Annotated in this window: 28 protein-coding genes and 1 other RNA gene; 21 read left to right on the forward strand and 8 right to left on the reverse strand. The window is 40.5% G+C overall.

Annotated elements, in window-relative coordinates:
• Window positions 1-6: 6 nt before the first annotated feature.
• The gene (locus ACTJKA_RS02365; protein WP_035389418.1) at window positions 7-471 is read right to left on the reverse strand and encodes a GNAT family N-acetyltransferase; all 465 of its coding nucleotides are present in this window, start codon (window positions 469-471) and stop codon (window positions 7-9) included.
• Between the two features lie 15 nt (window positions 472-486).
• On the reverse strand, window positions 487-951 hold the full coding sequence (locus ACTJKA_RS02370; protein ID WP_035389416.1) for a hypothetical protein: 465 nt from the start codon (window positions 949-951) through the stop codon (window positions 487-489).
• A 118-nt stretch (window positions 952-1,069) separates the two neighbouring features.
• On the opposite strand from ACTJKA_RS02370, the gene ACTJKA_RS02375 reads away from it, so the two are divergent.
• Window positions 1,070-1,705, forward strand: a complete 636-nt coding sequence (locus tag ACTJKA_RS02375) for a MarC family protein (protein ID WP_035389414.1) — start codon at window positions 1,070-1,072, stop codon at window positions 1,703-1,705.
• A 55-nt stretch (window positions 1,706-1,760) separates the two neighbouring features.
• On the opposite strand, the gene ACTJKA_RS02380 is transcribed toward ACTJKA_RS02375, so the two are convergent.
• A complete protein-coding gene (locus tag ACTJKA_RS02380) occupies window positions 1,761-2,297 on the reverse strand; it encodes a GbsR/MarR family transcriptional regulator (protein WP_060832655.1) in 537 nt (178 codons plus the stop codon).
• A 269-nt stretch (window positions 2,298-2,566) separates the two neighbouring features.
• Here ACTJKA_RS02380 and ACTJKA_RS02385 point away from each other — a divergent pair, with 269 nt between their 5' ends.
• From ACTJKA_RS02385 to ACTJKA_RS02400, 4 genes are read left to right on the forward strand one after another with little or no spacing between them, the layout of a single operon-like run.
• Window positions 2,567-3,715, forward strand: coding sequence for a betaine/proline/choline family ABC transporter ATP-binding protein (locus ACTJKA_RS02385; protein ID WP_017359222.1), 1,149 nt, complete (start codon window positions 2,567-2,569; stop codon window positions 3,713-3,715).
• A gap of 13 nt (window positions 3,716-3,728) precedes the next feature.
• A complete protein-coding gene (locus ACTJKA_RS02390; RefSeq protein ID WP_041507781.1) occupies window positions 3,729-4,382 on the forward strand; it encodes an ABC transporter permease in 654 nt (217 codons plus the stop codon).
• Between the two features lie 13 nt (window positions 4,383-4,395).
• A complete protein-coding gene (locus ACTJKA_RS02395) occupies window positions 4,396-5,313 on the forward strand; it encodes an osmoprotectant ABC transporter substrate-binding protein (protein WP_008347678.1) in 918 nt (305 codons plus the stop codon).
• Between the two features lie 21 nt (window positions 5,314-5,334).
• On the forward strand, window positions 5,335-6,024 hold the full coding sequence (locus tag ACTJKA_RS02400; RefSeq protein WP_008347676.1) for an ABC transporter permease: 690 nt from the start codon (window positions 5,335-5,337) through the stop codon (window positions 6,022-6,024).
• A gap of 81 nt (window positions 6,025-6,105) precedes the next feature.
• Here ACTJKA_RS02400 and ACTJKA_RS02405 read toward each other — a convergent pair whose 3' ends face one another.
• From ACTJKA_RS02405 to ACTJKA_RS02415, 3 genes are all read right to left on the reverse strand, one after another.
• Window positions 6,106-6,426, reverse strand: a complete 321-nt coding sequence (locus ACTJKA_RS02405; RefSeq protein ID WP_007500199.1) for a winged helix-turn-helix transcriptional regulator — start codon at window positions 6,424-6,426, stop codon at window positions 6,106-6,108.
• 82 nt (window positions 6,427-6,508) lie between these two features.
• A complete protein-coding gene (locus ACTJKA_RS02410) occupies window positions 6,509-6,910 on the reverse strand; it encodes a helix-turn-helix domain-containing protein (protein ID WP_345912326.1) in 402 nt (133 codons plus the stop codon).
• Between the two features lie 130 nt (window positions 6,911-7,040).
• Window positions 7,041-7,445: a helix-turn-helix domain-containing protein gene (locus ACTJKA_RS02415; protein ID WP_007500204.1), complete on the reverse strand. Its 405-nt coding sequence runs from the start codon at window positions 7,443-7,445 to the stop codon at window positions 7,041-7,043.
• A 154-nt stretch (window positions 7,446-7,599) separates the two neighbouring features.
• Between ACTJKA_RS02415 and ACTJKA_RS02420 the strand changes: the two genes are divergently transcribed.
• The 7 genes from ACTJKA_RS02420 (at window position 7,600) to ssrA (ending at window position 12,966) form a co-directional block, all read left to right on the forward strand.
• Complete coding sequence (locus tag ACTJKA_RS02420; RefSeq protein WP_024719830.1) at window positions 7,600-7,833, forward strand: helix-turn-helix domain-containing protein; 234 nt, start codon at window positions 7,600-7,602, stop codon at window positions 7,831-7,833.
• A 37-nt stretch (window positions 7,834-7,870) separates the two neighbouring features.
• Complete coding sequence (locus tag ACTJKA_RS02425; RefSeq protein WP_008347666.1) at window positions 7,871-8,161, forward strand: AbrB/MazE/SpoVT family DNA-binding domain-containing protein; 291 nt, start codon at window positions 7,871-7,873, stop codon at window positions 8,159-8,161.
• Window positions 8,162-8,348: 187 nt separating this feature from the next.
• Complete coding sequence (gene secG / locus ACTJKA_RS02430) at window positions 8,349-8,582, forward strand: preprotein translocase subunit SecG (RefSeq protein WP_003212746.1); 234 nt, start codon at window positions 8,349-8,351, stop codon at window positions 8,580-8,582.
• 123 nt (window positions 8,583-8,705) lie between these two features.
• Window positions 8,706-9,452 carry an alpha/beta hydrolase gene (locus tag ACTJKA_RS02435; RefSeq protein WP_008347663.1) on the forward strand — a complete coding sequence of 249 codons (747 nt, stop codon included), beginning with the start codon at window positions 8,706-8,708 and terminating at the stop codon, window positions 9,450-9,452.
• Between the two features lie 19 nt (window positions 9,453-9,471).
• A complete protein-coding gene (gene rnr, locus ACTJKA_RS02440; RefSeq protein ID WP_008347660.1) occupies window positions 9,472-11,811 on the forward strand; it encodes a ribonuclease R in 2,340 nt (779 codons plus the stop codon).
• A 139-nt stretch (window positions 11,812-11,950) separates the two neighbouring features.
• Window positions 11,951-12,421, forward strand: a complete 471-nt coding sequence (gene smpB, locus ACTJKA_RS02445) for an SsrA-binding protein SmpB (RefSeq protein ID WP_336750412.1) — start codon at window positions 11,951-11,953, stop codon at window positions 12,419-12,421.
• Between the two features lie 181 nt (window positions 12,422-12,602).
• Window positions 12,603-12,966, forward strand: a transfer-messenger RNA (tmRNA) gene (gene ssrA / locus ACTJKA_RS02450).
• A gap of 110 nt (window positions 12,967-13,076) precedes the next feature.
• On the opposite strand, the gene ACTJKA_RS02455 is transcribed toward ssrA, so the two are convergent.
• Entirely contained in the window at window positions 13,077-13,913 is an 837-nt protein-coding gene (locus ACTJKA_RS02455) for a hypothetical protein (protein ID WP_057079077.1), read from the reverse strand.
• A 427-nt stretch (window positions 13,914-14,340) separates the two neighbouring features.
• Here ACTJKA_RS02455 and ACTJKA_RS02460 point away from each other — a divergent pair, with 427 nt between their 5' ends.
• The gene (locus ACTJKA_RS02460; RefSeq protein WP_071168608.1) at window positions 14,341-14,910 is read left to right on the forward strand and encodes a hypothetical protein; all 570 of its coding nucleotides are present in this window, start codon (window positions 14,341-14,343) and stop codon (window positions 14,908-14,910) included.
• A gap of 102 nt (window positions 14,911-15,012) precedes the next feature.
• On the opposite strand, the gene ACTJKA_RS02465 is transcribed toward ACTJKA_RS02460, so the two are convergent.
• The gene (locus ACTJKA_RS02465; RefSeq protein WP_440607606.1) at window positions 15,013-15,258 is read right to left on the reverse strand and encodes a hypothetical protein; all 246 of its coding nucleotides are present in this window, start codon (window positions 15,256-15,258) and stop codon (window positions 15,013-15,015) included.
• A gap of 239 nt (window positions 15,259-15,497) precedes the next feature.
• Between ACTJKA_RS02465 and ACTJKA_RS02470 the strand changes: the two genes are divergently transcribed.
• The 8 genes from ACTJKA_RS02470 (at window position 15,498) to aspA (ending at window position 24,196) form a co-directional block, all read left to right on the forward strand.
• Window positions 15,498-17,096, forward strand: coding sequence for a histidine kinase N-terminal 7TM domain-containing protein (locus ACTJKA_RS02470; protein WP_440607607.1), 1,599 nt, complete (start codon window positions 15,498-15,500; stop codon window positions 17,094-17,096).
• 255 nt (window positions 17,097-17,351) lie between these two features.
• Window positions 17,352-17,807, forward strand: a complete 456-nt coding sequence (locus ACTJKA_RS02475) for a DUF6376 family protein (protein ID WP_024719824.1) — start codon at window positions 17,352-17,354, stop codon at window positions 17,805-17,807.
• A gap of 97 nt (window positions 17,808-17,904) precedes the next feature.
• Window positions 17,905-18,210, forward strand: a complete 306-nt coding sequence (locus tag ACTJKA_RS02480) for a metal-sensing transcriptional repressor (protein WP_163116022.1) — start codon at window positions 17,905-17,907, stop codon at window positions 18,208-18,210.
• 83 nt (window positions 18,211-18,293) lie between these two features.
• Window positions 18,294-18,500, forward strand: coding sequence for a copper chaperone CopZ (gene copZ / locus ACTJKA_RS02485; protein ID WP_008347645.1), 207 nt, complete (start codon window positions 18,294-18,296; stop codon window positions 18,498-18,500).
• 84 nt (window positions 18,501-18,584) lie between these two features.
• Entirely contained in the window at window positions 18,585-21,020 is a 2,436-nt protein-coding gene (locus ACTJKA_RS02490) for a heavy metal translocating P-type ATPase (RefSeq protein ID WP_440607608.1), read from the forward strand.
• On the forward strand, window positions 21,017-21,214 hold the full coding sequence (locus tag ACTJKA_RS02495) for a hypothetical protein (RefSeq protein ID WP_217816302.1): 198 nt from the start codon (window positions 21,017-21,019) through the stop codon (window positions 21,212-21,214). Before ACTJKA_RS02490 ends, ACTJKA_RS02495 begins: the two co-directional genes overlap by 4 nt.
• Before the next feature lie 242 nt (window positions 21,215-21,456).
• Window positions 21,457-22,734: a cation:dicarboxylate symporter family transporter gene (locus tag ACTJKA_RS02500; RefSeq protein WP_045034049.1), complete on the forward strand. Its 1,278-nt coding sequence runs from the start codon at window positions 21,457-21,459 to the stop codon at window positions 22,732-22,734.
• A 16-nt stretch (window positions 22,735-22,750) separates the two neighbouring features.
• Window positions 22,751-24,196 carry an aspartate ammonia-lyase gene (gene aspA / locus ACTJKA_RS02505; RefSeq protein WP_007500224.1) on the forward strand — a complete coding sequence of 482 codons (1,446 nt, stop codon included), beginning with the start codon at window positions 22,751-22,753 and terminating at the stop codon, window positions 24,194-24,196.
• Window positions 24,197-24,269 lie beyond the last annotated feature (73 nt).

Genomic DNA, 24,269 nt, shown 5'->3' on the forward strand with positions numbered 1-24,269 from the left:
ATGAAGTCAGTCTGCTTGAAGAACGAGTGACAACCGCACCATATCCATACACTGAATACCGTTCTCATAAATCGGTTCATCATAGTGCTTCAGAAAGAAATCGTGATCGATAGACGCCATGCGAAAACCGCATTTTTGATAAAGGGCGAGCTGCTGAATACTAGAGTTGCCTGTGCCAATTTCAATTGTATGAAAGCCAGCTGCCTTGGCTTCTGAAATAGCATGGCGGATCAGCTGCTTCCCAATTCCTCTACCTTGCCATGACTCTTTCACGGCGACATTCATGATTTCCACTGTCTGCTGAGACAGAGGCGTCAGAACATACACACCAATCATGTCCTGTTTATGAAAAGCAACATAACAAGAACCAGATTGTACATAGGCAATGACTTTTTCAGTTGAAGGGTCAGCTAATAGTAAAAGATCCATAGGAACAGATTGATCATGAGACAATGGCCGAATCTGTATCAAATCATTTCATCCTCTCTATTCTTTGATATACCCTTGTTTAACACCCCAATCATATTGATCCTGCACCCATTGAGAAGGAGGATGATGGGTGACATTTGGGTCTTTCTTAACAGTTGTTTTCCTAGTCGTTTGTGCTGCCTGCTTATTCGCTTGAGCCGTTGCTTTCGCTGATGCCAGTTCTTTTTGAAGCTGATCTATTTTTAACTCAAGCGCTTTACGCTGTTTGGTTTCTTTTTGATGCGCCTTCTTTTCTTTCTTCAGCTTGTTTGTGACGGTGGACAATTCCTTTTTTTGACCATCCATTTCATCTTTCATATCCGTTCCTTCTGACTTTAATTGTGTCAGCTGCTCATCATTCTTTCTCATTTCTTGCTGGTGTTTTTTCTCTGCCGCGGTGAGCGACTGCTGCTGCCACACAATCCAGCCAGTTGCACCTAGGATGATCACAGACAGGACAATGATCGTGATGTTTTTTTTCATGTTCTATTCCCCTTTCGTTAAACCTCTATTATCATCGGTTAAAACAAACCAGGTTTTAACAGAACAAGGGAATATTCGCATCAGATTAGCAGACACTATGAAAAAAGGAGGGTGTCTGTTGATTTCCTTTATGATTCATGTCATTGTGTCATTATTTGCTGTCTCAAATCCCATTGGAAACGTGCCTCTTTTCATCACTTTAACAGAAGGCTACTCAGAAAAAGAACGCGCCCAGACGGCCAAAAAAGCGATTGTTGTGTCTTTTATGATTTTGATTGCCTTTCTTTTGGCAGGCAGGCTCATTTTCAAATTGTTTGGCATTGATATCCATGCACTCCGTATCGCCGGAGGTATTTTTATTTTTGGTATCGCTTACAATTTGCTGAATGCAAAAGAATCACATGTTCAAAACCCTCATTCGGATGAAAAGGCAGAGAGCAAAGAGAAGGCCGATGTTTCGGTGACCCCGCTCGCCATTCCGATCATTGCCGGACCTGGTACAATTGCGACTGTCATGAGCTTAACGCCAGGAAGCCACCAAGTAACGCTTCATCTGCTTGCGATTCTTATTGGCATTGTGGTTGTACTTGCCATGACCTATTATGCATTTCATTATTCAAGTTTCATTATGCGAAAAATGGGGAAAACAGAGATGAATGTCGTGACACGATTAATGGGATTGATTCTAGCTGTTGTGGCAGTTGAGATGATTGGCGCAGGGATCAAAGGGATGTTCCCAATGCTGATGTCATAAGTGTATATAAAAAAGCTGTTTTTTTCTACAAAATTGTAAAATAAAACAGCTTTTTTTAAGGTTTTGGCACATGTTGAAATACTTCTTCACTTTCAAAGAACTCAATTAAACGGCTAATCCAGTCATAATAATCGAGACTTTCCTTGATTTCGGAAAGAAGAAGATTGATTTTATCTACTGTTTCTTCTGGCAGGTCATTTTGTTCAAGCAGCTCCAGCAATTCCTTGCATGTCTTCTTATGTGCCTTGCGATTTTTGCTGACAACACGTGACCAATTGGCTGCAAACAATGAAATAAAGGTTTGATATTGATCTTGCTCAACGTCATATAAATCTTTGCGTATTCCTTTTTCATAAACCTTTTCAGCAATATTCAGATCAAGCATTTCTCGAACGACTTGACTCATTCTTGTTTTGCTCATGCCGGTCGCCTCTGAGAGCTCACCGAGCGTCATTGGTTTACGGTTCATATGAATGATACCAAGCACTCTACCCACTGTGGCAGAAAGACCAAAGGCATTCATGTTCTCGGCAGCTTTTTCAATATAATGATCCTGTGCTTTTTGAATGGCGCCTAACGCTTGCTTGTCCATTCCCCGCTTCATCCCTTCACGACTGACAATTTGTAACACAATATATCATATACCTGTTTGTTCATGAAAACAATAAATATTGAGTATTTGCTCGTAAGTTGGAGGAAAAAGGAGGGATCGGTACATATCAGGCCGTTAACTGAAAATTTTAAATAAATCTTATGCAATACAAACACATCGTAAACTTTTTATTTTATAAAGTTTGCACTATAATAAATAAGGTGTAAATTTTCTGAAAATATATATCCGACTAATTGGAGGTGTCTCATTTGCTGAAACTAGAGAATGTATCTAAGACGTATAAAGGCGGAAAAAAAGCTGTCAAAAATATTGATTTAGAAATAGCAAAAGGAGAATTTATTTGTTTTATTGGACCGAGTGGCTGTGGAAAAACAACAACCATGAAGATGATTAACCGACTGATTGAACCTTCCTCAGGAAACATATTGATCGAGGGAGAAAACATTATGAAAAAAGATCCAGTCCAATTAAGAAGAGAAATTGGTTATGTGATTCAGCAAATTGGACTTTTCCCTCATATGACCATCGCACAAAACATTTCCCTTGTGCCGAAGCTGCTGAAGTGGCCGGAAGAAAAACGAAAAGAACGAGCGCGTGAATTGCTCAAACTCGTCGATATGGGGCCGGAATACTTAGAGCGTTACCCGCATGAACTCAGTGGAGGACAGCAGCAGCGTATCGGCGTTCTTCGCGCACTCGCAGCAGAACCCCCTTTAATCCTGATGGATGAACCATTTGGAGCACTTGACCCGATCACAAGAGATTCATTGCAGGAAGAATTTAAGAAACTGCAAAAAACGTTAAATAAAACAATCGTATTCGTCACACATGACATGGATGAAGCGATTAAACTTGCAGACCGCATTGTCATTTTAAAAGATGGAGAGATTGTCCAAGTGGGCACGCCAGATGATATTTTACGTAACCCTGTGAACGAATTCGTAGAAGAATTCATCGGGAAAGAACGTCTACTTCAGTCAAACCCGAATATGGAACGTGTGGAACAAATGATGAACACGTCTCCAGTCACAATTACCGTCGAAAAAACATTGACAGATGCCATCTTTATTATGAGAGAAAAGCGGGTTGATTCCCTGCTTGTCGTTGATGAAAATCATGTGCTGAAAGGCTATATCGATATTGAAACCATCGATGCAAACCGCAGAAAAGCAGCCTTCGTTGGCGATATTTTAAATACAGAATTTTATACAGTACAAGAAGGTGCGCTTCTTAGAGATACTGTCCGAAAGATCTTAATACGCGGCATTAAATATGTACCGGTTGTCGATGCAAAAGGGCACTTAAAAGGTATCGTCACACGTGCAAGTCTTGTAGATGTCGTATATGACTCTATTTGGGGAGAAGATACCCCGGAGGCTGTCACTGAAATGAACTAAGGGAGGTGTACACATGGATCAAATCATCGATTTTCTTGAGAAAAATGGTGGGGAACTCCTCACAAAAATGTGGGAGCATTTATACATTTCTTTAATTGCCGTTGTGTTAGGCATTATCGTGGCCGTTCCTTTAGGCGTCATTCTTACACGAATGAAAAGAGGCGCCGGTTTTGTCATCGGCATCGTGAATATCTTTCAAACACTCCCTAGTTTAGCGATTCTTGCATTTTTTATTCCTATTTTGGGAGTCGGAAAAATACCTGCGATCGTTGCGCTATTTTTCTATTCCGTTTTGCCTATTTTAAGAAATACGTATGCCGGTGTTCAAGGTGTGAACAAAAACTTGCTTGAATCTGGTAAAGGGATTGGCATGACGACATGGGAACAAATTCGTCTTGTGGAACTGCCGCTTGCTGTTCCGGTCATTATGGCAGGGGTCAGAACCTCAACGATTTATTTAATTGGGTGGACAACACTTGCTGCTTTTATCGGTGGAGGCGGTCTTGGTGACTACATTTTAATTGGGCTTCAGCTTTACCAGCCGGAATACATTATTGCGGGTGCGATCCCTGTCACTATTTTAGCAGTCATCATTGACCTTATATTGATGAAGCTTGAGAAAAAAGTAACACCAGAAGGCTTAAAAGGATTGAAGGAAGTTTCATAAGGAGTTGGCTCATGTGAAGAATCGAAAAACAAAATGGATCAGTGCACTGCTTGCCGGATGCTTGCTATTCATAAGTGGCTGTTCACTTCCTGGACTAGCCGGCTCTTCAGGGAGCACGCTGCGAATCGGTGCACAAAACTTTACAGAATCAGAAATTATGGCCTATATGGTGGGAGACATCATTGAGCATTACACAGATAAAAAGACAACCATTGTGAAGAATTTAGGCTCAAATACGGTGCAGCAGAAAGCAATGGAAAACGGTGATGTCGACATTTCGGCAACACGATATACAGGCACGGATTTAACAAGTACGCTAGGAATGGATGCAGAAAAAGATCCAAAGCGTGCAATGGAAATCGTCCAGAAAGAATTCAAAAAACGCTATGATTACAAATGGTTTGATTCCTATGGGTTTGATAATACGTATGCCTTTGCTGTGACGCAGAAGATGGCGAAGGAAAACAACCTAGAAACAGTCTCTGATTTAAAAAAGAATGCCAAAAATTATCGCTTCGGTGTAGATAATATTTGGCTGAAAAAGAAAGGTGACGGTTACGAAGGGTTTGTGAAAACATACGGAATTGAATTTGGAAGCACTTTTCCGATGCAGATCGGTCTAGTCTATGACGCATTGAAAAATGAAAAAATGGATATTGTGCTTGCCTATTCAACAGATGGCCGGATCAAAGCGTATAATCTCAAAATCTTAAAAGATGATAAACGATTCTTCCCACCATACGATGCATCACCAGTTGTCCCTGAGAAGGTATTAAAAGAAAATCCAGGACTGGACAAGGTGATCAACAGGTTGATTGGAAAAATCGATACCGAACAAATGCAAGAGCTCAATTATCAAGTCGATGGAGAACTAAAAGAACCAGCGACTGTTGCGAGAGATTTTTTAAAGAAACACAATTACTTTGAGTAAGATTGGGAGGTGTCAGAGCTGATGGACACACTGCAGCAATTATGGGCGTATTATCAACAGAACGGTTCATATGTGTTAGAAGAATTTTACCGGCATTTCCTCATGTCAGCGTATGGGGTATTATTTGCGGCAATTGTCGGAATACCAGTCGGCATCTTTGTGGCGCATTACCGCAAACTGAGCAATTGGGTGTTCGCAATAACCAATGTCATTCAAACCATTCCAGCGTTAGCGATGCTTTCTGTGTTGATGCTTGTATTAGGACTTGGCGCAAATACAGTCATCTTATCACTCTTTTTGTATTCGCTTCTGCCGATTATCCGTAACACGTACACAGGTATTGTCAGCATTGAGCATGCCTATTTAGAATCGGGGAAAGCGATGGGTATGACGAAATGGCAAGTGCTGAGAATGGTTGAATTACCGCTTGCTTTATCTGTCATTATGGCTGGTTTAAGAACCGCACTTGTGATCGCAATCGGTATTACAGCGATTGGGACATTTGTTGGTGCTGGAGGACTTGGTGATATCATCATCAGAGGATCAAACGCGACAAACGGAACAGCCATTATTTTAGCAGGTGCTATTCCAACTGCGCTCATGGCCATTATTGCCGACCTTGTCATGGGCTGGCTTGAACGCTATTTAAGCCCAACCAACAAGAAAAAAGAAAGCAAGGCGTTAGCTGAAAAAAACATGACATCCGCATAAATGCTTGAAAAGACAAAACCTCCTCTACATCTGTAGGGGAGGTTTTTTTATCATGATTAGGCGGCTCACATCAGGAGACATTTATGATTCAAGTGTGATCCATTCAGAGGACCACTTCGCAATTTCCTCAAAAACGGGTGCAAGTGAGCGCCCCATATCAGTTAATGAATACTCAATACGCACGGGTGTTTCAGCAAAAACCTCCCGTTTTACAATGCCTGCTGCTTCCAGCTCTTTTAATCTCTCAGATAAAACCCTTCCGCTTAAATTGGTCAGAGCTGCTTCGATTTCACTAAAGCGCTGTGAACCTGAGAGAAGCTGAAAAACAATCAGTGCCACCCAGCGTTTACTTAATAACTCAACTGCTTTTTCAAACCGCGGGCACATATCAGATTGATTCATCTTTCTTCACTCCAATCTGAACCCATTATACCGTAATTCTGTTAAAAATCGGCGCAAAAAGCTTGTCAATGATCAAAACATTTTACGATGACGAACGGCTGTTTAGTAGAAATAATAAATAGCGGTTTAAATCCTCTATTTCATGTTTAGAAAGGGTGGACCATATGTCCCCATTAAATATTTCAAGACCATCAAGTTCATATTGCTCTGCTGCTTCTTTTATTTGGGTAAAAGCCGTTTCTTCTTCCTTTATGACATAGGCAGAAGAAGCTTCTTCAATATATCCTGCAGCCTGCATCATGTCCTCATAAGGTACTTTTAATGCACCTGCTAGTTTTTTAATTGTAGGAGGTTTCGGAATGCCACGTTTCCCGTTTTCAATCCGAGAAATTCCAGCAGCGCTGACCTCTGAATACATCGCTAATTGGTTCACCGATAGTTTCCTTTTCTCACGTAATGCTCTTAAATATGCACCGAAGTTCATCAACTCAAAACCTCACATGGTTAAAGATTAGTTATCTCTAGTGTACTCGATTTGTTGACTATTGGCAATAAATGTACCATGAAAATATTGACATTAGTTAATGGTGGATGTATCTTATGTTTATGCCCCGCTATTTGTTCGCCTTTTTTTGGTTAATGAGCGTGAGAAAGTATTGATTCAGCTGGCTGATGTCTTGTGCGGTGAGTGTTTCCCATTGGTCTCCATCGAAAATAGGGAGATGTTCTACATCCTTTTGAAGCGCCGTTTGATAGATTTTTAATATGGATTCATATTTCGGTTTCATTTCATGCACTTTTTCCTGTTCAATATAACCGGCAAGCAGCATTAAATCCTCATAAGGCACCTTCAAAGCGCGTGCTAATTTTTTTATGGTTAAAGGCTTTGGCACACCACGCTTTCCATTCTCAATCCGAGAAATACCGGCAGCGCTTACGCCTGAATACATGGCGAGTTGATTGACAGACATCTTTCTATTCTCTCTTAAAATGCGTAATTGTTCACCAAAGTGATTCATGTCATCGAACCTCACATTTCAGTATATGACTTATTTTAGTATGATCATTGACCAAAGGAAATAGAAAGGGCATAAAAGTGTTGACATAAGTTAATGAATCCGGGAGATGTGAGATTCCTACATGTTGTACATATTGATCCTATAGGAGGTTGTAATGATGGTCGAAAAGATTCAGATCAGGCGGGCTTTTGTGATGCAGTATATGATTGAAAACGATATGTCTTTAAATCAGCTCGCAGATGAAATTGGCATCTCTCCTGCCACACTCAGCAGGGTATTGAATGGTCACCGGAAGCCAGGACAGCTTGTCATTGGCAAAATGATTCATTACTTTGATAAAAAATTTGAAGATTTATTTTACTATGAAAATGTTGACAAAAGTCAATGAATGGAATCATTGTATGATCATTAAGGAGGCGGCTTCATTGAAAAGAACTGGAATGGTAAGACACATTGATTCGCTTGGCAGAATTGTTCTGCCTTCAGAAATGCGAAAGGTACTCAATATAAAAGAAGAGCAGCTGTTAGAAATTTTCATCGAAGATCAAACCATTATGCTGAAAAAATATGATGCAGATAAGAGCTGCTTATTAACTGGCCAAATAACGAAATACAACAAAAGCTATGGAAACGGTAACGTCGTGCTGAGTCCTGAAGGAGCTGAACGGTTGTTAGTAGAATTAAAACAGCTCTTAAAAGAAGAAGCAACTCGCTAAAAACGTTTTTTAACCTCAAAAATTGCATATAAAAAATGCTGCATACAATCCATTGGAGCGAAATTGAATCAAAATGACAAATAAAGTCGACAATATATAGGAAATCTTTATTTTGATGTTTCGTGACATGCACCTTGTTTTCATGTAAAATAAAGTTATGTGTACCAGTTTGTCTGGAGGTGTTTTCATGCACGCATTTGTTATCACATTACTCGTAATTGTCAGTATCGCACTTATCATCGTTGTATTATTACAATCAAGTAAAAGTGCAGGACTGTCAGGCGCTATTTCAGGTGGAGCCGAGCAGCTTTTCGGTAAGCAAAAAGCGAGAGGTCTTGACTTGATTCTTCACCGATTAACTGTCATTTTGTCAGTGCTTTTCTTCATCTTAACACTTGCATTGGCATATTTAGGCGTGTAGGCGCGAGTAACAGAAGGTCTGATCTTTTTTCAGACCTTTTTTTATTATCAGCACTCTTTTGTGTTTGTTTCATACATACAAGTGGAAAATATAAACCATATCAGAAGGAAAGGAAGTCACATCATGAAAGTTGTTACACCAAAACCATTTACGTTTAAAGGTGGAGAAAAGGCGGTGCTTCTTCTTCACGGTTTTACTGGGAATACAGCCGATGTTCGTATGCTTGGGCGTTATTTGAATGAAAGAGGCTATACATGCCATGCACCTCAATACAAAGGACACGGTGTACCGCCAGAGGAGCTTGTTCATACAGGTCCTACAGATTGGTGGAAAGATGTAGAAGAAGGCTATCAATTTTTAAAAGACGAAGGTTATGAGGAAATTGCGGTCTGCGGACTATCCCTCGGAGGAGTTTTTTCATTGAAATTAGGTTACACTGTACCTGTAAAGGGAATTGTACCTATGTGTGCACCTATGTACATAAAAAGTGAAGAAGTCATGTACCAGGGTGTACTAGATTATGCCCGTAACTATAAAAAATTCGAGGGTAAGTCAGAGGATCAAATTGAGCAAGAGATGGAAGAGTTTAAGAAAACACCAATGGGTACACTCAAGGCTCTTCAAGAACTCATTGCAGATGTCAGAAACAATGTTGACATGATTTATTCACCTACTTTTGTTGTTCAGGCACGTCATGATCATATGATTAATACAGACAGTGCAAACATTATTTATAACGAAGTAGAGACAGATGAAAAACATTTAAAGTGGTATGAAGAATCGGGCCATGTTATCACGCTTGATAAAGAGCGAGAGAAGGTTCATCAGGATGTATATGCATTCTTAGAATCACTCGATTGGTCAATTTAAATATATAGGGGGTTAGAGTGTGCAAAAAGAAGAATTTATGGATGAATTACTTGCGTTTATGCAAGAAGAGGCGTACAAACCATTAACGGTACAGGAATTAGAAGTCATGATGGAAATTACCAATCCAGATGATTATAAAGAGCTCGTCAAAGCACTTGTGATATTAGAGGATCAGGGACTTATCGTCCGTACCCGCAGCGACCGCTATGGTGTACCGGAAAAAATGAACTTGGTAAAAGGAAAGCTGTCTGCGCATGCAAAAGGATTTGCATTTGTGACACCAGAAGAGTTTGGACAGGATGATATTTTCATTCCGCCAAATGAGCTAGGCACAGCAATGAATGGCGACACCGTCATGGTTCGTGTCAGCCACAAATCAAATGGCACCAAAAAAGAAGGAACGGTCATCCGCATTCTGGAGCGAAATACTCAGACGGTTGTCGGTACCTATACAGAAACGAAAAGTTTTGGTTTTGTCATTCCTGATGATAAAAAAATCACAAACGATATCTTCATTCCGAAATCCGCTAAAAACGGAGCGGTCGAAGGTCATAAAGTCGTTGTCACGCTGACAAGCTATCCAGAAGGAAGAATGAGCGCAGAGGGTGAAGTGACGGAAATCCTTGGTCACAAAAATGACCCTGGCATCGATATTTTGTCGATTATTCATAAACACGGTCTACCAGGTGAGTTTCCGGAAGAAGCGCTCCAGCAGGCAGCAGACACACCTGAAACGATCGATGAAAAGGACCTTGAAGGTAGACGTGATCTGCGCAATGAAACGATCGTGACGATTGACGGTGCAGATGCAAAGGACTTAGATGATGCCGTAACTGTGCAAAAGCTCGATGATGGCAAATATAAGCTCGGCGTGCACATTGCAGACGTTTCTCATTATGTAACGGAAAACTCTCCGATTGATCAGGAAGCCTATGAGCGTGGAACGAGTGTGTATCTTGTCGACCGCGTCATTCCAATGATTCCTCATCGCCTGTCAAATGGCATTTGCTCATTGAATCCGAAGGTTGATCGTCTCACACTCTCTTGTGAAATGATCATTGATCGAAGTGGGAAAGTCGTCAAACACGAAATTTTCCAAAGTGTGATCAAAACGACGGAAAGAATGACCTATTCCGATGTGAATAAGATTTTAGTTGACCAAGATGAAGAGCTTTTAGACAAATACGAGCCGTTAGTACCAATGTTCCAAGAGATGGAGAAGCTTGCAGAAATTCTGCGTGACAAGCGAATGGAGCGCGGAGCAGTCGACTTTGATTTCAAGGAAGCAAAAGTGCTTGTAGATGATGAAGGCGCAGCGAAAGACGTAGTTATTCGTGAGCGTTCTGTTGCCGAAAAACTAATTGAAGAATTCATGCTGGTGGCAAACGAAACAGTTGCCGAGCATTTCCACTGGATGAATGTTCCGTTCATTTACCGAATTCACGAAGAACCAAATCCTGAGAAGCTTCAGCGCTTTTTAGAGTTCGTGACGACGTTTGGTTACATCGTCAAAGGGACGTCAACGAACATTCACCCGCGCGCACTTCAAAGTGTCCTCGATGCTGTCAGAGATCAACCAGAAGAAGTCGTCATTCAAACTGTGATGCTTCGCTCTATGAAACAGGCGAAGTATGATCCAGAAAGCATTGGCCATTTTGGATTATCAACGGAATTCTATACACACTTCACATCGCCGATCCGCCGTTACCCGGATTTAATCGTGCATAGGCTGATCAGAACCTATTTAATAGAGAAAAAGACAGACGAAGCGACCCTTGAAAAGTGGGGCCAACTGCTGCCAGAAATCGCAGATCATGCATCTACAATGGAGCGCCGCTCTGTTGATGCTGAGCGCGAAACAGATGACCTGAAAAAGGCAGAGTTTATGCTTGATAAAATCGGTGAAGAGTTTGATGGTATGATTAGTTCTGTCACGAATTTCGGACTATTCGTTGAACTGCCGAATACGATAGAAGGCCTTGTCCATGTAAGCTACATGACAGACGATTACTATCGTTTTGATGAACAGCACTTTGCCATGATCGGTGAGCGGACAGGGAATGTCTACCGTATCGGTGACGAAATCACTGTCAAAGTGGTGAGTGTGAATAAAGATGAGCATTCCATTGATTTTGAAATCGTCGGGATGAAAGGCACTCGCCGTAAATCACCAAAAGACTTCAAGTTCAAAAAACGGACAGATCCACCAGCCAAAAAAGGACGCGGAGGTCAAAAGGCCTCTGGAGAAAAAGGCAAAGAGGATAAAGGCGGCGACTGGTTTACTGGTCGTAAAAAGAAGAAAAAGAAAAAACGCGTATTTGATAATGCACCGAAACAAAAGCGCAAAAAGAAAAAGTAACGTGACAAAAAGCAAATAGGGCATCACGCTCTATTTGCTTTTTGACCACGTGGCAGCAGCATTGTCGAAAGCTGGATTGTTTGATAAAATAATCCGTACGATTTGGACCGTGTCTGTGTCAAAAGGAGGGTGTACGCCAATGCCAAAGGGAGAGGGAAAGGTTGTTTCCCAAAACAAAAAAGCCAATCATGATTATTTTATAGAAGAAACATACGAAGCCGGCCTTGTATTACAAGGAACTGAAATCAAATCCATTCGAGCAGGAAAAGTGAATTTAAAAGATTCCTTTGCCAAAATCGACCGGGGAGAAGTGTTTCTTCACAATATGCACGTGAGCCCATACGAGCAGGGGAACCGTTATAACCATGATCCGCTCAGAACGAGAAAGCTGCTGCTCCACCGCAAACAAATCAGTAAATTGATTGGTGCGACAAAGGAAGAGGGCTACTCACTTGTTCCCATTAAACTCTATTTGAAAAATGGCTTTGCCAAAGTGCTAATTGGAGTCGGTAAAGGGAAGAAGAAATATGATAAACGTGAAGATCTGAAGAAAAAAGATGCGAAACGTGAAATCGAGCGAGCTTTCCGTGACCGGCAAAAGCAATTCTAGACGCATGCAGATGGCTTGCTGAGAGCGGAAGCATTATGCTACAATATGTTATGCAGTAAACAATCACCGTCGTTTTTTTACAGAAACCACCAGTTGTTTCGAGCGATGAGATTGTTATAATAGTCATATACGGAAGCAGTTAAGCTAAAGAACGTTTCCATCCCGTATATCCCTTTTACAAGGGGACGTTACGGATTCGACAGGGGTGGTTCGAGCTTAGGCTGCGAGCCGAGAGGCGATCTCGTTAACACGCACCTAAATGTAACTGGCAAAACTAAAAGTTTTAACCAAAACTTAGCACTAGCTGCCTAATAAGCGCAGCGAGCTCTTCCTGACATCGCCTATGTGTCTGTGAGGAGCCCAATGAAGTAGGCTACGCTTACGTTTTCGTCTGAGGACGTAAGAAGAGATCCATCAGACTAGCTCTCCAAGCGCCCGTCAGCAGGCATGAGGATGAGCGAACACGTAAATATGTTGACTACGCTCGTAGACGCTTAAGTAATCGATGTCTCTGGACGTGGGTTCGACTCCCACCGTCTCCATATGATTTTAAAAAAGTGTCAAAACCCATGTTAGATAAGGGTTTTGACACTTTTTAAATACGTGAAATTTTATAGTTGCAATGAACTTTTGCTATATGTTGCTGTTACAAATATTATAGGAATTCATAATTTAGTTTCAGTTGTTTATATATAAGTGAACTTCGTTCAAGAATAGCTTGATTAACAAAAGTTAAAAATTCACTCAGATTATTTTCATCTTTGGTACTAACTGTTCCTTTAAAGTGATTGCGCCAAAATTCTTTTGGTTCACTGGTTAAATCTTTTGGGTTTTCTAAAAAGCTCTGCAAAAAATTCTTCTCCACAAAATTAGGCCAAGTTTTAAAACTTAAAATCCACTTAGCAGATTCAATAATATATTTTTTATACTTAAAAGTGTTATTGTTCATTGTGTTTTCTAAAAAAATCTCAATAGAATCATTACTATTCATAAAATCATTTAAAATTACTTTAATATGGTTCAAAGTTAAATCCCAATAATCATAGGTAGATTTATAACGTTTGCTATTAAAAGGAGAAAACCAATTTTTATTATTTTTGATGGCGTATACAGGTATAAAATTACCTACTGTGTGTGTTAATTTTGCATAATCTTTAAACATAGGATTGGATAAATCATATGTCTCCTTATAAAAGGCTTTGTAAGGAGTTACAAATGAATTCATTGTTTCTCCATTTGCCTCAACAAAATCTGTTTGTTTAGTATTCCAGAATTCAAATTGATTTCCCCATAAGCGTTTGTATATTTCGAGGGTCAAAGGTAATCTATCACAATCAGATTGGGAACCATAAATATTACCTTTATATAGAATAATATTTGCAATAGGGTTTTTTTCATCATATATTAAATTTCTTAAATCAAAAACCTCTCTTTTGAAATCATAATTTATAAATTCTTCTTCTGAAAGTTCCATTAATTCATTAAAAGTCATTCGTAAGTTCTCCTTTATGTCCACTCTTTATTTATTAGAAGATTATCTAACTTCATTTTTTTACCTCTTTATTATACTTTCATATACTTCATCTAATTCATTTCACACTTAGAATTTAAAAATTAAGAAGCCGTTCGGCAATGTAGCTTCTTTCTCAACTTTCAGAAGCCGTCGTATCTAGTGTCTGGAAGATAGATGCTTAGGTTGTTTCTTATAGAATTTTTCATTAGAAAATTAGGAAGAATACCTAAATATACCTATTTTTTAACCGATGATAATTTGTAGGGAAATATCACCAGATAATGTTAGGGGGACAATTTAGATAAAAGAAAAAAGTTCGAATAGACCCTACAAAGCATATGATTAAACAGCTATAGTAGTTGACGAATTAGAAAAAGTCTCAAAGGATAAGGAGTAATTCATAAAAATGAAAACAAACAAAAAGACAATCATTCCAGTATTTCTTTTAGTATTTACATTGATGATGGGTACAGCATGCGGTAAAAATGAATCAGCAAACGGTTCATCATCAAACAAAGCAGCAGCAAAACAAGAAAAAATAGAAAAAATGACTGATAGCGAATATGCATCATGGTATAAGGGATATCTAAAACGGTTTGAAGAAAGAATTATGTCTTTTGTTTTATCGTTGGTTCCTTTAGACGAGGTTTACGATAAAGAATGGGCTAGTGATGTTGAGACAAAGATTGATAGTATGAGAGAATTACTCAACGAAGCCAAAGACAAAGAAGTTAAAGTTCCTGATACGTATAAAAAAGTAAACGAGTACTTGGTGAAAGCGGATGACAAATTTGAATCACTTTTCAAAGATATCTTAAAAGTAATCAAGCGAGATAAAGTCAGTGATGATGATTTAAGTTTCATGAATTCTAGAATGAAAAAAGCTTTAGAAGAAGTGGATAATGCTAAAAAAGAGATGAGTAAAATGAAAGACAATAAAGCAAATGAAAAACAAAAAGATAAATCAAATTCATAATTAAGTAAAGAAAAAGACGTCTGCTTTACAAAGCTCAGTGGGTCTTAAGAATAACGAGTTTAGTTCACAAAGTAAGAAGGATGCTACATACTGTCATCCTTCTTACTTTTCATGTAAGTTCCTCGAGGAAAACCGAACCAACCGAACAAACAAAGGACAAACCACAACCACCGCCATCATCATCAAAAGTCCATCCGGCATGATCTCCACAAATGTTGTCTGAATCACATAAACCGCAATCAGCAGCAAATAACTCATTAAAAATAACAGCCCAGATCGTTTCTTCTGAAATGGCTTCTCTAAAAGAATCAGCATAAACAAACCTGCCATGATGATCAAAAAAGTCATCTCCTATCAAGCCTCCTTTTCATTCATCTCCACATTGTACAGATATTTCACTTGCAACAATATGCTTTATCCTTAAATTAAGTAAGAAGTAATGAATAGATGGGGCACCACGACTAGTAAAATGACGAACGCTTTCCAAAAAACCGCCAACCAATTCAAAATCACATCTTCCCATTTGAGACGTCCTCATATATAGTAAGATTAGACTAGTTCTAAATAACTGAAATTGGGGCGTTTACATGGATTCGATTGTTTTACATTTTATTGTGATCATGAGTGTTTCTGGCATTCTGTCCGTAATATTATCAATCATTGCTCATGCAAATCGCCATCGGTATATTGGCTGTCAATTGTTTATGTATATGTCTGGAGCAACTGCGATTTATATTTTTGGACATACATTTGAATTATTGGCGCGCACCCCTCAAGAAATTACATTCTGGGTTAGTTTTCAATACATAGGTCTTCCGTTCATTGCACCGTTCAGCCTGATGATTGTGCTGCAGTTTACTGGTTTCCATCAATATGTAACAAAGCGCCGCGTGCTTCTCTTCTTGCTGATTCCAATTTTAACCACCATTTTGGTGTTCACCAACTCTTTTCATTCACTCTTTTACCGAAGCATCACGATGAATACAGTAGACGGGTTTTTATTGGCTGATTTTACCATTGGTTATTGGTATATCATTCATGGGGTCTATACATTTGGCTGTTCTATGCTCGCTATTTTTATGCTGCTTTGGTTTTTACGTGTGAAGAAAGATTATTTGAAACAGGTTCTGATCTTGCTCGTTGGAATATTATTACCGATCACGACTTCTTTTATCTATTTATTAGGTGTCACGCCTTTTCACATTGACCCAGTACCAGTGGTGATGTTTTTAACCAACGCACTCTACTTATGGGCGATTATGTCTTTTCATCTCTTTAAGCTCTCTCCCATTGCGATGGAGCGTGTGTTTGAACATATGTCAGAAGGTGTTCTTCTATTGGATCGATACCGAACACTGATTGATTATAACCCTGCGGCTGCATTGATCATTCCTGTGCTCGCTAAAAAGGGAATCGGCTATAAAATCGATGATATATTCTCAGGGATCATCAAAGAGCCGGCGTTTATCCAGTGGCTGCGTTCTCCGCAGGATCATTCACAGTATGATTTAATGTGGGAAAAAGAGCAGCCCTTCTATTATCATCTCACTGCTTCTTCTCTGTTTAATAGAAGAGGCGAAGTCGAAGGCAGGCAAATTGTGATCAGCGATGTTACGGAGCAGCGACTATTGCAGGAAGAGCTGGAGCGCCGAGCATATATTGATGGTTTGACGAATATCTTCAATCGGTCTTCCTTTATTGAACGAACGCAGATGTTATTGGAAGAGGATGCGCAGGATACTGCGATATTGCTATTTGATATTGATTTCTTTAAACAAATCAATGATACGCACGGACATCATATTGGAGACGAGGCGTTGCGCCATGTTGTGTCCATTTGTCAGCAGCATTTGAAGATGGATGATTTATTTGGCCGATATGGTGGAGAAGAGTTCGCCATTTGTCTCCCGCATCATTCATTTGAAGAGGCATGTCATATTGCGGAACAGATGAGACATTCATTTGAAGTGAGTTTCTTTCAGACAGATGAGAAGAAAGTAAGAGTGACAGCAAGCTTTGGCGTCGCCCATACAGCGAATGATCCCTCTATATTAGAAACGCTTCTATTTGAGGCAGATCAAGCCTTGTATATGTCAAAACGCCAAGGACGTAATCGGATTTATGCATCAACTGGTTCGGGCTATATGCTATACCAAAAGCAGGATCTTCCCCCTGCTTCTCATTGACTGTTGTCCTTCATTTAGATATGATAAACATAACATTTGAACGGTTTCCTAAAGGGGAGTAGCTTTTACGGTTTGGTCGTCATTACAGAAACATCCTTTGTTTCTCGGCCATTCCGGCATGAACATGTTAGCCAGACCTTTGCCTATCACACATGAGGCAAAGATCTGGCTTTTTTTAAGGTCTTTTTGCATCTGTGTGGTTGGGAGTTGGACAAATGAGGGGTTTCAACATAGCAGATGAAAGGATGATGGATCTTGAAACAATATGTGATGGCGTTTCTATTTACCGGTACGTTTTTGTTAAGTGGATGTTCAGGACTGTTAGACCAAGTGAACGATACAACGACATATGTCACAGAGGCGAATGAGTATGTGACGGATATTCAGCAATTCACAGAGGATTTTCCACAGCTTGCGGAAGAAGCTGTACAAGATGCTGCCAAAAGAGCAGATTTGACGCAGCAACTGGAATCATTGAAAGCAGACATTCAAGAATTTAATGAACTCACAGCCCCATCAATAGCAGAAGACCTGCATGCACAAATCATAGAGAAAAATAAAGTGCTGTCAGAGGAGATTCAAACCTATTTACAGCAATTGAAAATGGATAACTTCGATGCTGCAGCTATTTTAGAGGATCAGCAAGGGCTCATGAAGCAGCTTCAGCAATCGGTCAGCCTTTTGCAAGATATTGAACAACTAACAAACTAGGATAAGCAAACGGTGATCACAGCATATCTTTGCCTTTTCAGGTGAAGATATGCTTTAATTGAATGTAACACAAGTATGATAGAAAAAAGGTGATCAGATGACAGAACAAGAAGAAAGACATATCGCTTCGCCTAGAGCTGAGAAGGAAAAAGAGCAATTAATCAATCGCTTAAAACGAGTGGAAGGTCAAGTGCGAGGAATTCAGCAAATGATTGAAAACGATCGTTACTGCATAGATGTCGTGAATCAAATTTCTGCTGTCAATGCAGCTTTAAAAAAAGTGAGTCTTCATTTAATGGAAAAGCATACACACCACTGCGTAGCGGATGCCATTAAGAGCGGTAATGGGGATGAAGCCATTGAGGAGTTAATGAATGTCTTCACGAAGCTGACAAAATCGTAGCAAAAAACGGATCATTTATGTTTACAATGATACCCTACTAGGGTATAGTAAAAATAGAAAATGATTGATGGAGGCGATGAGAAGTGGAACAAGCAACACTACAAGTTCAAGGAATGTCTTGCGGACATTGTGTGAAAGCAGTCGAAGGAAATGTAGGAGAATTAGCAGGTGTTGAATCTGTGAAAGTCCATTTAGATAAGGGTCAGGTGGAGGTTTCCTTTCACTCAGATCAAATCACGTTACACCAGATCTCTGATGTCATTGAAGAACAGGGATATGATGTCGTATAAAATGAGCATACGTGCTGCATAAGACAGCACGTATTTTTTTAAAAATAACAATACCCCCATGGAGTATGTGGAGAGGTGAGATAAATGAAAAAAGAAATTGATTTTCAAATTACGGGAATGACTTGCGCCGCCTGTGCAGGCCGCATTGAAAAGGGCTTGAACAGGTTGGAAGGTGTGGACGACGCCAGTGTGAACTTTGCGCTTGAAACATCCCACATTTTGTATGAAACAGAACAACTCACAGCAGAGGATCTAAAACAAAAAATTCAATCTCTTGGCTATGATGTGGTGATGGAGCAAGCCGAATTTGATATAGAGGGAATGACGTGTGCGGCTTGTGCAAACCGAATTGAGAAAAAAGTCAACCGGATGGACGGTATTGATCAAGGATCAGTGAACTTTGCGCTTGAATCACTTCAGGTGACGTATCATCCTGGGCAAATATCTCCAAGTGACATAAAAGAGGCTGTGAAATCCATTGGGTATTCATTAATCGAACCAGCCGAAGAGCATGCAGAGGAAGGAAAAAAAGACCATCGCCAAGCAGCGATTGAGAAACAAACGGCACGCTTTTTGTTCTCGATGATTTTGTCATTGCCTCTTCTTTGGGCAATGGTCAGTCATTTTTCTTTCACATCGTTTATTTGGTTGCCAGAAGCGTTTATGAATCCATGGGTTCAGCTCGCATTAGCAGCGCCCGTCCAGTTCATTGTCGGCTGGCCTTTTTATGTAGGTGCTTATAAAGCGTTGAAAAATAAAAGTGCCAATATGGATGTCCTTGTGGCATTAGGGACATCAGCTGCTTTTTTCTATAGTTTATATGAAAGTATTCAGTCAGCGGTTCAAGGCACACATGAGGCGGCCCTCTATTATGAAACGAGTGCTGTGCTCATTACGCTAATTGTGCTCGGAAAATTAATGGAAGCAAGAGCGAAAGGGAGATCATCAGAAGCGATTCAAAAACTGATGGGTTTACAAGCGAAAGAAGCTGTGATAGAGCGAGATGGGAAAGAAATGACCGTTCCTATTTCTGAAGTGAAAGTGAATGATCTTGTGTTCGTCAAGCCGGGTGAAAAAGTTCCAGTAGACGGAGAAATCATCGAAGGAACAACAGCGATCGACGAATCCATGATTACAGGTGAAAGTCTGCCAGTTGATAAAACCACAGGAGATACAGTCATCGGGGCAACCATCAATAAAAATGGATTTGTGAAAGTGAAAGCAACAAAAGTAGGAAAAGAAACGGCTCTTTCACAAATCATTCGAGTCGTCGAACAAGCGCAAGGCTCAAAAGCACCAATTCAAAGAATGGCAGATCAAATTTCAGGGATATTTGTCCCCATTGTTGTAGGATTGGCTGTGCTCACTTTTCTGATTTGGTATATCTTTGTTGATCCAGGAAATGTGACAGCAGCCCTTGAGACCTTTATAGCGGTCATCGTCATCGCATGTCCTTGTGCGCTTGGTCTTGCTACACCGACCTCTATTATGGCAGGCAGCGGCCGTGCAGCTGAATCAGGGATTTTGTTTAAAGGCGGAGAGCATTTAGAGATAACCCAATCACTAGATACAGTAGTGCTAGATAAAACAGGGACTGTGACAAAAGGGGAGCCGAGTCTTACAGATGTGATTGCGTCTGCCAATTGGACAGAAGATAAGCTGCTTCAGTTAGCAGGATCGGCAGAACAGCAGTCAGAGCATCCACTTGCCAGAGCGATTACAGAAGGCATGAAGAACCGGGGTCTCCAAGCGGTCGAGGTAGAAGCTTTTCAAGCAGATCCTGGTCATGGAATTGAAGCAAGGGCTGCGGGACATGAGCTTTTGATTGGCACACGGAAGCTCTTAAAGAAACATCATATCAGCTGCGAAGCACTAGAAGCAGTTGTGACTGAGCTTGAAGAACAAGGAAAAACGGCGATGCTCATTGCCATTGACCGCGAGCCAGCAGGTATTGTCGCCGTTGCAGATACGATCAAATCGTCTTCTTCTCAAGCGGTCGCTCGTCTCAAAGAGCAAGGGATTCACGTCGTGATGATGACAGGAGATAACAAGCGCACAGCAGAAGCGATTGCGAGTGAGGCAGGCATAGATCATGTCATCGCTGAAGTTCTTCCAGAGGAAAAAGCGGCTCATATTGTAGCGCTTCAGAAACAAGGAAAAAAAGTGGCGATGGTTGGAGACGGCATTAATGATGCCCCTGCCCTTGCAACAGCAAATATCGGGATGGCTGTCGGAACAGGTACAGATGTTGCCATGGAAGCGGCAGATATTACGCTCATGACAGGAGATCTCCATGCCATTGCAGATGCACTTGAATTTAGCAGAAAAACGATGAGAAACATTAAACAGAATCTATTTTGGGCACTTGCTTACAATTGTATTGGTATACCAGTCGCCGCATTTGGGTTCCTGGCACCATGGCTTGCAGGAGCGGCAATGGCCTTTAGTTCTGTATCGGTTGTGCTGAACGCACTAAGATTACAGCGATTGAAACCTGTCAGAGAGGGTGTGGCAAAATGAAGCTGAATGTCAAATGGGTGTGGACGTTGAGTGCTGTGATTTATGTAGCCATTGTACTGATAGGTTATGCGGTTTATGTCGAACTTTCTCCTCTTCAAGAGCCGCCAGCTGATCATATGCAACATGAGACTTCATCAGAAGCGAAGTCCTCGCATTCGGTGTCAGTCCTGCACTTCGGTGCTCGTCCTTTCTAGACTTCAATGGATTTCTATCACAAAGAGCTAAAATAAAGTTCATTTTAGCTCTTGCTCAACAATCAGAGACTTCGCCATAAGCGAAGTCTTTTTTTAACAATTTTGTGGAAAAACCCACCTTTTAAAAGATTTTTCATAAAAAATTCACTTCTTTTTGTTCCTTTTTGTCGTTTTTTGTAGGTTCATCGTTAAGATGCGATTAGGCAACAAAGAAAGCGTTATCAAAAAAAGGGGGTCCACGTATGAAAAAGTTAGGGTTAGCTTCTCAAATACTCATCGCACTTGTTTTGGGTGTTGTCGTAGGAGCACTATTTTATCAAAATGAAACCGTTATTAATGTGTTAACGCCGATTGGCGATATATTCATCCACTTAATTAAAATGATCGTTCTTCCAATTGTTATTGCTGCATTGATTGTAGCCGTTGCAGGTGTAGGCGATATGAAAACCATCGGAAGACTCGGTGGGAAAACGATTCTTTACTTCGAAATTGTGACAACGATTGCATTAGCAGTTGGACTGCTTGCAGCAAACGTTTTCCATCCTGGTACAGGAATTGATATGAGTAACATGGAGAAAGGCGATATCTCTAAATATGAAGAGACATCGAAAGCTTCTTCCGAAAAAGCTAGTTTCTCTGAAACGATTGTGCATCTTGTGCCAACAAACGTGTTCCAATCCATTGCAGAAGGTGATCTATTACCAACAATCTTCTTTACAGTGTTATTCGGATTAGGAATTGCAGCAGTTGGAGACAAAGGAAAACCAGTGTTAGGATTCTTTGAGGGGATACTCGAAGCAATGTTCTGGGTGACCAATAAAGTGATGAAGTTTGCACCATTTGGTGTATTCGCGCTCATCAGTGTGACGGTGATCAAATTCGGGGTCGGAGCGCTTCTCCCGCTAGGTAAACTGGTACTTGTCGTTTACGGCACAATGGCATTCTTCGTGATTGTCGTACTTGGCATTATCGCAAAATTAGCTGGAACAAGCGTCTTTACACTATTTAGAGTGTTAAAAGAAGAAATCATTCTTGCATTCTCAACAGCAAGTTCAGAAGCTGTATTGCCTAGATTAATGGACAAAATGGAGAAGTTCGGATGCCCGAAAGCGATCACGTCGTTCGTTATCCCAACAGGCTATACCTTTAACTTAGATGGAAGTGCCATCTATCAATCCATTGCCGCCATATTTGTTGCACAAATGTACGGCATGCCTCTTTCCATCTATGAGCAAATTACGTTACTATTAATCTTAATGCTCACATCAAAAGGAATGGCTGGTGTACCAGGTGCATCGATCGTTGTTGTCATCACAACACTTGGAGCAATGGGACTTCCACTTGAAGGACTTGCCTTCATCGTTGGGATCGACCGTATCCTTGACATGGTTCGTACAACTGTTAACGTATTTGGTAACTCACTTGCAGCCATTGTCATGTCTAAGTGGGAAAAAGTGTTTGATCAAGAGAAATCGAAGAAGTATATTGAGGAATTAAAACAACAAACAAAAGCAGCGTAAAAGGAGATCTTTTCAAATGACGAAGCTACAGGACAAGCAAGTTCGTATCGAACGAGACTTTCTAGGTGAAAAGGAAGTAGACACTCAAGCGTATTATGGAATTCAAACATTACGTGCAGTAGAGAACTTTCCAATTACTGGCTACCATGTTCATGAGGAACTCATCAAAGCACTAGGGATTGTCAAAAAGGCAGCCGCACTTGCAAATATGGATACAAAGCGACTATATGCTGGTCTTGGAGAAAAAATTGTTCAAGCCGCAGATGAAGTGATTGAAGGAAAATGGAATAATCAATTTATTGTCGATCCAATTCAAGGCGGGGCTGGCACTTCAATGAATATGAATGCCAATGAAGTCATTGCAAACAGAGCGCTTGAACTACTAGGAAAGGAAAAAGGCGCTTATACTGAGCTAAGTCCAAACACGCATGTGAACATGTCGCAGTCAACAAACGACGTTTTCCCAACAGCGATTCATATTTCAACATTGAATATGATTGAAAAACTACTTTATACGATGGAAAACATGCATCAAGTCATGACAGAAAAAGCGCAAGAATTCGATCATGTCATCAAAATGGGACGTACGCATCTTCAGGACGCTGTTCCAATCAGACTTGGTCAAGAGTTTAGTGCATATGCAAAGGTTCTTGCTCGTGATATTAAACGAATCAAGCAGTCTAGACAGCATTTATATGAAGTCAATATGGGCGCAACCGCAGTTGGAACAGGACTGAATGCTGATCCTAAATATATTCGCCAGGTCGTTGGTTATCTAGCTGACATTAGCGGATTGCCGTTAGTTGGAGCAGAAGATTTGGTCGATGCTACGCAAAATACAGATGCTTATACAGAAGTATCAGCTGCACTGAAAGTATGTATGATGAATATGTCCAAAATGGCAAACGATATTCGTTTGATGGCTTCAGGTCCTAGAGCAGGCTTTGGTGAGCTGCACTTGCCGCCGAGACAGCCAGGTTCATCTATCATGCCAGGGAAAGTCAACCCAGTGATGCCTGAGGTCATGAACCAAGTGGCATTCCAAGTCATTGGAAATGACCACACGATCTGCCTTGCATCAGAGGCTGGTCAGCTTGAACTGAACGTCATGGAGCCAGTTTTAATATTCAACTTACTACAGTCTCTCAGCATGATGAAAAATGTATTTGAATCCTTTGTCGATAACTGCTTGCGTGACCTAAAAGCAGATGAATCTAGATTAAAAGAATATGTAGAAAAGAGTGCTGGTGTCATGACGGCGGTCAATCCGCATATTGGTTATGAAGCTGCTGCACGAATTGCGAGAGAAGCGATACTTACAGGCGTATCTGTACGTGAGCTTTGTCTGCAAAATGATGTGTTATCAGAGGAAGAGCTTGATATCATCTTAAATCCTTTTGAAATGACAAAACCAGGTATTGCTGGCGCATCACTTTTAGAAAAGGATCGTTTAGAAGATTAAGCGGCATCATGAGAAGCGCACACCGACAAATGTCCGGTGTGCGTTTTTTCATGGACTGTTTGTTTTTCTGAAG

The organism is Bacillus sp. 22190 (genome assembly GCF_052045575.1).
In the GTDB taxonomy this organism is placed as follows: domain Bacteria; phylum Bacillota; class Bacilli; order Bacillales; family Bacillaceae; genus Bacillus; species Bacillus altitudinis.